Source organism: Paenarthrobacter sp. CC6, assembly GCF_040560085.1.
Taxonomy (GTDB): Bacteria; Actinomycetota; Actinomycetes; order Actinomycetales; family Micrococcaceae; genus Arthrobacter; species Arthrobacter nicotinovorans.
Window position 1 is genome coordinate 1 of sequence record NZ_JARDAN010000044.1, and the last position, 1563, is coordinate 1563.

Annotated in this window: 1 protein-coding gene; it reads right to left on the minus strand. The window is 64.5% G+C overall.

All coding sequences use genetic code 11. The features are described from left to right. The coding region (hutU, locus tag PV760_RS21400) for a urocanate hydratase (RefSeq protein ID WP_354628655.1) at positions 1 to 1563 on the minus strand (1563 nt) is incomplete at both ends.

The window sequence follows — 1563 nt, forward strand, 5'->3', positions numbered from 1 at the left end:
GTTCATGGGGATGCGGACGCCGCGTTCGTTGGCGACGTCGATGGCGCGGTCGTAGCCGGCGTCGACGTGGCGGATGACGCCCATGCCGGGGTCGTTGGTCAGGAGCCGTTCCAGTTTCTGGGCTGCCAGTTCCGTGCCGTCAGCGACGGAAACCTGGCCAGTGTGGATGGACCGGCCAATACCGACACCACCACCGTGGTGGATGGACACCCAGGTAGCGCCCGAGGATGCAGCAGTCAGTGCGTTCAGCAGCGGCCAGTCAGCAACCGCGTCCGAGCCATCCTTCATCGACTCGGTCTCACGGTACGGGGACGCCACGGACCCTGAATCCAGGTGGTCACGGCCGATCACGATCGGGGCCTTGACCTTGCCCTCGGCGACGAGCTGGTTGAACAACAACCCGGCCTTGGCGCGTTCGCCATACCCGAGCCAGCAAATACGTGCCGGCAGGCCCTCGAACTCCACCCGCTCCGCCGCGGCGTCGATCCACTTGTGGAGGTGCTTGTTCTCCGGGAACAACTCCTTGATGGCTTCATCGGTGACGCGGATGTCTTCCGGATCGCCCGAGAGCGCGACCCAGCGGAACGGGCCCAAGCCCTCGCAGAACAACGGACGGATATACGCGGGGACGAAACCGGGGAACTCGAACGCACGGTCGTACCCGCCCTTACGGGCCTCGTCACGGATCGAGTTTCCGTAATCAAAGACCTCAGCTCCGGCGTCCTGGAACTCCACCATCGCCTGCACATGGCGGGCCATGGAAGCCTGGGCCTTCTTGGTGAACCCTTCCGGATCCGCTTCGGCTTCGGTGTGCCACTCGGCCACGGTGATGCCCTCCGGCAGGTAAGACAACGGGTCATGCGCACTGGTCTGGTCCGTGACCACATCAAAAGTGACTTCCCCGGCCTTATGGCGGCGCAGCAATTCGGGGAAGACTTCAGCGGCGTTGCCCACGTAACCGACGGACCAGCCACGACGCTCGTCCTTGGCGGCCTGAACTTTGGCGATCGCGGTGTCCAGATCGGTTTCGACCTCGTCCAGGTACCGCTTACCCACACGCCGACGCAGACGGGACTCATCCACATCAACAATCAAGCACGCGCCATCATTCAACGTCACGGCCAGCGGCTGGGCACCGCCCATGCCACCACAGCCACCGGTCAGGGTCAAGGTACCGGCGAGCGGCCCTTCCGTGGAACCTTCAGCGGCAGGCGCGGGGTGGCGGCCCTCCGCAGCGAGCTTATTTCCGACGGCGGCAAAGGTTTCGTAGGTGCCCTGCAGGATGCCCTGGGTGCCGATGTAAATCCAGGACCCGGCCGTCATCTGGCCGTACATCATCAGGCCCTCAGCCTCGAGCCGGCGGAACTCAGGCCACGTAGCCCAATCACCGACGAGGTTGGAGTTGGCGAGGAGAACACGGGGCGCCCACTCATTCGTGCGGAAGACACCCACCGGCTTACCCGACTGCACCAGTAGGGTCTCGTCCTTCTCCATGGTTTCCAGGGTCCGGGTGATCGCATCGAACGCAGCCCAGGAACGCGCTGCGCGTCCCGTACCCCCGTA